Raw genomic sequence first — 5,919 nt, forward strand, 5'->3', positions numbered from 1 at the left:
CGCTCGAATCACCAGCCTGCCCACGCCCTTGAGCGCCCCGCCCAGCACCGGCACCACCGCCAGCAAGCACAGCACGAGCTTGATCCACTCCCAGCGGTCCTCGGCTTTGCTCGGGTCATCGCTCATCCGCAGGCAGATCGCAATGACGTCGCGCGCTGCTGTCCCCTCGCCCAGCAGCGGGAACATGCTCAAAATCGCGTCGAACACGATCTGCCCAGTCGTTTGCTTTTGCGCGAACTCGCCGGCCAATGCGCCGCCTGTCCATTTCGTCGCGCTCACCGCGTGGTCCCAGATCAGCGCGCCCACCTCGATCGCGCCAATTCTGTTTTCCGCGGGATTCAGACTCGTGATTTCGCTCATAGGGGTCGTTTGCTGTTCTTGTTGGCCGATGCCGCGAAGTCGTACTCGCTCCATTTCGCGGCATGCATGCGACTGGCGTCTTCCACTTTCGCTTGCCAGTCGCGCTCGTCGGCCCCAAACCGTATGAGCCCATTGCCATCGGGCGCATGCGTCAGATCGGCATGCCCGGCGGCGTCGAGCAGCGCGCTGTATTGGCTGCCGTCGTCATAGTCGATATCGAACCGGGCACCCTGCACGGGCTCGTCGTCGTGATAGGCGCGCGTTAGCCCGCGTGTGTCATCCATCGAGACGAACCCCGGCAACTTCAGCGGCTCCGCCTGTGGTCCGAACGACTGAAGATCGCCCGCGCGAAGATGGCACTTGCCAATCGTCAGCACCTCAAATCCATCGGGCCCGAGCCTGACGGTCGTGTTGTTGACTTTCAGTTCGATGTTCTTTGCGGCGCTCAGGCGGATGCTGTCGGACGTACTGATCAACTCGAGCACTTGCTTCGCGATGATCTCAACGTCGTTCTGCTGAGCTTGGATCTTGACCTTCCCTGTGCCGGCGATCAGCGACAGACTCTTCTTCGCGAACAGCGAAAACGTCTCCCGCACGCTCGCAAATATGGAACGACCGGCGGCGATCGCGATATGGCCGACGCTGGTGAGCGCAATATGTTCGCCAGCCGCGACATGCACGCTGCGAGCCGCCGTCACCGCCGCGCCATCGGCACTGGCAAGAACCATATCGGCGCTCGAGAATTCGGGAAATGGCTGATCGGGCGTGGCGGCGCCACCGCGAATGGCGTCGTTCTGCTTCTTGATCTTGCGGGCGACCTCGCTTTGGTCCGCCTGCCGCAGCTGCGCACCGTGATGCTGCGCGAGATCCGCAAGGCTTTCCTGCACGTCGCGCGCCTGAGTCAATCGCGCCACTGCCTCGCGCGCATCCTTCGCGTGGCCCGGGCCACCGGCCTGCCCGTCCGTGGTGACGAACAGGCCCTTCAACGCGCGCACCACACCCCAGTAATCGGTGCGAAGATCGAAACCCTGGCCACGTGGGTCCGCACGGCCCTTCTTGGGTAGGATGCGCCGAATGTTGCCCAGGCTCAGTTGCGATGTACCCGCATCGCTAGTGATCTGCGTCTGAATTTGCCCCTGCGTGTCGTCGATTGCCACATGCCCGGAATCCCCGCCTTTGAGCTCCCGTCCACGCAAGACCGATACGGCGTGATTGTCCGGCAGGTTCAACGCCGGCTCGCGAAATGCATTGACAAGACTACCAGCGATCACGGGCAGGTCGGGATCGCCGTAGTAATGCATCACCGCTACTTCGTGGCCGATGCGTGGGATGAACGTGGCGCCCATATCCACGCCCTGCCACGGCGAAAGCACACGCAGCCAAATGCCGGCATGCTCGTCGAGCTTGCCATGTCGGTCCCACGCGAACTGCGCCTTCACCCGCCCAAGCTTGTCGGTCCAAATCTCCTGCCCGGCCGGGCCGACCACGATCGCCTTCTCCGGCCCGCTAAGGCGCGGCTTCTCCATGCTTCGCGCGAGCCGGAACGGCTCATTGGAGGGCAACAACTCAAATTCCGCTTCGCACCGATACGCCCGCCCAGCTCCCGCACGATCGCCGATGTCCTCGATGTCGAAAGCGCATGACACCACCACGTATTCGCGATTCGCTGCCTGCTGCGGGTAGCCTGTCAGCTCGAAGGTATACCCAACCCTCAGCCCGCGCAGATTGCCTTTGCCGTGCGCGCGCAGCCCGGCGCATCGCTGCGCTTGAAGCTGCACGCGCGCAAAATGCCGCGCCTCACGATCGATGTCGTTCGGCTCGCCGGCCAGACCTTGCGCGCCCGCAAGCGGCTGGCCGTAATCACCCCAGTCGTAGATCTCACCGTCCGCACTGCCCGTTGCGCGCGGATTCTCTTCGGTGACCCTCGTATTCGCCCGAGGACGGGTGTAGTCGTAGTCCACCACGCTCACGCGCCCGGGCGTGAGCCGGCTCGTCACAGACAGCGCGTGGATATGCTCCTCGTCGATGCGTTTGCCGCTGGGCGGCAGGTATCGCAATGTTTCATAGGCCGGGCCGTGGCGGCGGTGGCCGCCCATCGTGTCGCATAAGACGAGGCGATGAAAGCCGTTGTCATGATCGAACCACCACCAGATCCCCCACTCCTCCCACAGACGTTGCAGGAATGCCCAATCCGATTCGAACGCCTGGCGCTGCACATCGCGTTTCGGATAGATGCCGCGGAAAACGCCCGCCAGCCGCTTGTCGACCGTATAGGGGTAGCGAGCGAGCACGGCATCGGTAATCTCGATGACGCTCATATCCTGAAAGATGCGGCAGTCCTGCGTTAGCGTGGCGCGGTACAACCACGGACGCAGCTCGAGCTCGTACAGGATCGAATGGCGATCTTCGCCGGCAATGCGAACGGCCTCGACGAGGCCCGTGATCTCGCGCACGCCTGCGCCGATGTTTCCTAATCCTGCGCCGCCCGGCACACCGGGCACGAACTCTCCCTTGCCTTCGAGCTGGATCGAGAGGGTTACTTCGGTGCCGACAACCTTGTCCAGATCGAGGTTCGCGGTGACGCTCGGTGAAAAGGCGTACGCATCGTCGGTGCGCAATGTGACGAGATATCTGCACGCGTCGATTCGGCCGATGGCTTCACTGCCTTGCACTCGTACCGGGACAAATACGGGCAGGCCATCGAGGGAATAGGTGGGAAGTGCGGCGCCGGCGATGGATAGCGTGCGCGCTTGGTGTTCTTCAGCATGCTCGTGCGCCTCGCGTTCAGGAGCGCACGATGGTGGCGCCGCATTCGGTTCTGTCGCCGACATAGCCGACGCGCCGACCGTGATGCAGGCGCTTGCCCGTTGCGATGAGCGGAAACACGCCACCGCACTTCGGACAACGCACGCCGTGGCCGTCCAACGCCACGCCGATGCCGAGATGTTTGAGGTCGTCGGCGGCTTCAATGATTTCGCCGCCGTGATCGGTCGGATCGCCAAGGCGAGCCATGTCGCGGCCTTGCTGGTCTTTCATGAGCTATGGGAGCATTCGACTGTCTATCGAACGGAAGACCTTAGCTTCACCTTTAAAGTAGCGATGTAGGAATATTCTTAAAGTGCGGTTCGCCGGCCTCTGTAGGCGCCCCTCTCTCCGATCCATCTCCAGACGACGCGCGCTTCGTCCTCCGGCGTGTAAGCGCCGAAACGCATCATCGGTGTGCCTTGTTCCACGTACAGGGGCTCGAACTTTGGACTGCCGGGGAAGTTCATGCGCGCATAGCCGATGATGTCGTCGGGCACGATCGGCATTGTCTCAATCCTCTCCTCGCCAGTATTCACCGTTTTCACCAACCCACTTCCACATGACGCGGGCCTCGTCCTCTTTCGAGTACGTGCGAAGACGCATCATCGGTTTGCCTTGCTCTGCAAAGAGGGGCATTAGCGCAGGGGTGCCCGGATAGTAGATTTCGTCGTAGCCTTCGATGTCCTTGGGCACGATCGGCACCCACACGCCTGTCCTCGGGCAGATCTCGCGCGGCCTACAGTAGAGCGGCTTGGGCTCGACCACCGGGTTGTAGCCCAGCCTGGCGATGACATCGTCTTCAGGTTCAGGGATCGGCTCGGGCGGTACGATCCGTAGGTACCAGATCACGTCGTCATTCCAGCGCGTGGTTTCGGGACCGGGCATGGGCTCACCGTGTTCCACGCGCTGGCGCTTCTTCAGTTGCGGCGAGTACCAATCGCCACTCTCGGGACAGGTCGTGCCGGCGCGGGCGAGACGGGAGCGTATGCCCAATACCGCCAGCTGCTCGGGCGCGAAGTAATCGGATTCTTCGATGGGAATGCCACCGCTCGTATAGCGTGTGTCCTCCCAGATCAGGCGCCAGCGAACGTCTTCTAGGGTTTCGGTGCCCTCGAGTTGGTATTGGCTTGCGGTGTCGCCGGCGAGGAAGTAGTTCGGGCAACGAACGCCCACATTAGGATCGAGTGACCATGGCTCCCAGATTCCCGTTATCGGGATCGTTTGACCGCTCCATACTTGGCCTTCGCTTTCTTCGTTGCGGGGCGGGCAGGGCGGTACTTTTTCAGGGAATACGATCGGCGGGACATAATTGGACGGAAGATCATCGAAAAAGATGCTCTCGTAGGTCCAGCACATCACTGAACGTGCTTTCCACAACGGCTCGCTCATGTAGGTTTGTGCAGCCTTATTGAGCGTACTGAGTAACAGAGAAATCAGTGTGCCGGACAGATTCGCCTTACCGAAAGTGCCCGTAGAATCCTCAGGATTCCATCGATAGCCCAGCTCGTAGAACAAGGTTCCTGGCTCGCCAGCCTCGCGCTCCTCATAGCGGCGCCCCCAAATATAAGCGCTGAAGTCGAGTGCGTCACGTAGCATCACGAATGCCTCAGGCCTGCGCGCTGGATCGGTCAACAGCGGCCTCGCGTACTCCATCGGCTGCAGAAATCGTAAGAAGCGCTTGAGGTCCTCGCCAAAATCGATCGGTTGCCCAATGAGATTGAGACGCACGTTCTCCGGCTTCTTGATCGCATCCTCGAAATCGCGCAAGAACTCCGCATAGACGTCGATCGCCCGACGCAGTAGCGTCGCGCTTGTGTACTTCTTCAACAAGTAGAACGTGCGGTCGCGCGCCGCGTCGTCGTTGCGCCCCGCCATATAGGTAAAAACTGACATCCCGGTTTTCCTCAACGTTGCGATTCGGCGCCGTTACGATCCTGCTCCGTATGACTAACCGCCGCTGGTGCTCGGGTCGTGTAGCCCTGCGGTACGGTTTTGGGCGCGACCTCATATTCGCCTAATGGGCGCACTGCCGCCCGGTCAGCCGGTCCAAACAGTGCGTCGGTCCAGCGCGTCGGCTGCGCAAGCAGTCCTTTCACGTAAGGCTCCAGCACCTTGTTGTGCGGATGGTTGAAATCGATGACGAGCTGCGTTTCACCGCCCGCCAGATACCGGCCCAGTTCCGCGTCGTACTGGCTCGACACATGTCCACGCCATACGCGTAATCCATTCCAGCCTTGCGGCACTGCAACGCCAGCGGCGTTCAACTCGTCAGCGGTCGGAATATGTGTGAGTTCGACAAATGCGCCGTTGTGGTTCCAGTCCTGAACAACCGCCCATTTCTCGCGCCACTCGCTACCATCCTTTGGCATACGCGGCAACCAGCACTGCGATCGCTTGGTCGACATCGAGAGCCGACCGGTCCTCATGTACCCATCTTTCGTCTCCCGTTCTGTCGCATCGATTACACGGGCCAGGCTGTAGGTTCCCGGCCTAAGCGTCTCCGCAACAATGGGTTGCCCGCGACTGAAGGATTCGATGGTTTCATGTGTAACCGCTTTCGTTTTCTTGTTAGTCTTTTTGTGACTACCATCTCTCAAATCCGGCCACCCCTCAACATGCCGATAATCAGCGAGCTTCGCAGCCGGATGCAGCGCCTGCTGTCCCTCCCGCGCCGCAACCGCTAACCGCCCCTCCGCTTCGCGCGTGCGCACCGTCCCCGCGCCCACCGTGATCTCCGACCACGTGCCCTCGACC

Annotated in this window: 4 protein-coding genes and 2 pseudogenes; all 6 read right to left on the reverse strand. The window is 61.4% G+C overall.

The features are described from left to right. Positions 1 to 360: pseudogene (locus tag ACTHNR_RS11855) on the reverse strand (hypothetical protein); the annotation flags it as partial. Further along, positions 357 to 3,191, reverse strand: a complete 2,835-nt coding sequence (locus ACTHNR_RS11860; RefSeq protein WP_440547812.1) for a type VI secretion system Vgr family protein — start codon at positions 3,189 to 3,191, stop codon at positions 357 to 359. The pseudogene ACTHNR_RS11855 and the gene ACTHNR_RS11860, both read right to left, overlap by 4 nt. Then, on the reverse strand, positions 3,145 to 3,396 hold the full coding sequence (locus tag ACTHNR_RS11865; protein WP_440547813.1) for a PAAR domain-containing protein: 252 nt from the start codon (positions 3,394 to 3,396) through the stop codon (positions 3,145 to 3,147). The genes ACTHNR_RS11860 and ACTHNR_RS11865 overlap by 47 nt, the downstream gene beginning before the upstream one ends. Before the next feature lie 77 nt (positions 3,397 to 3,473). Beyond that, positions 3,474 to 3,671 carry a hypothetical protein gene (locus ACTHNR_RS11870; protein WP_440547814.1) on the reverse strand — a complete coding sequence of 66 codons (198 nt, stop codon included), beginning with the start codon at positions 3,669 to 3,671 and terminating at the stop codon, positions 3,474 to 3,476. 4 nt (positions 3,672 to 3,675) lie between these two features. After that, entirely contained in the window at positions 3,676 to 5,058 is a 1,383-nt protein-coding gene (locus ACTHNR_RS11875) for an Imm72 family immunity protein (RefSeq protein WP_440547816.1), read from the reverse strand. 11 nt (positions 5,059 to 5,069) lie between these two features. Then, positions 5,070 to 5,919 (reverse strand): annotated as a pseudogene (locus tag ACTHNR_RS11880) (hypothetical protein); the annotation flags it as partial.

The organism is Trinickia sp., assembly GCF_051954495.1.
Taxonomy (GTDB): Bacteria; Pseudomonadota; Gammaproteobacteria; order Burkholderiales; family Burkholderiaceae; genus Trinickia.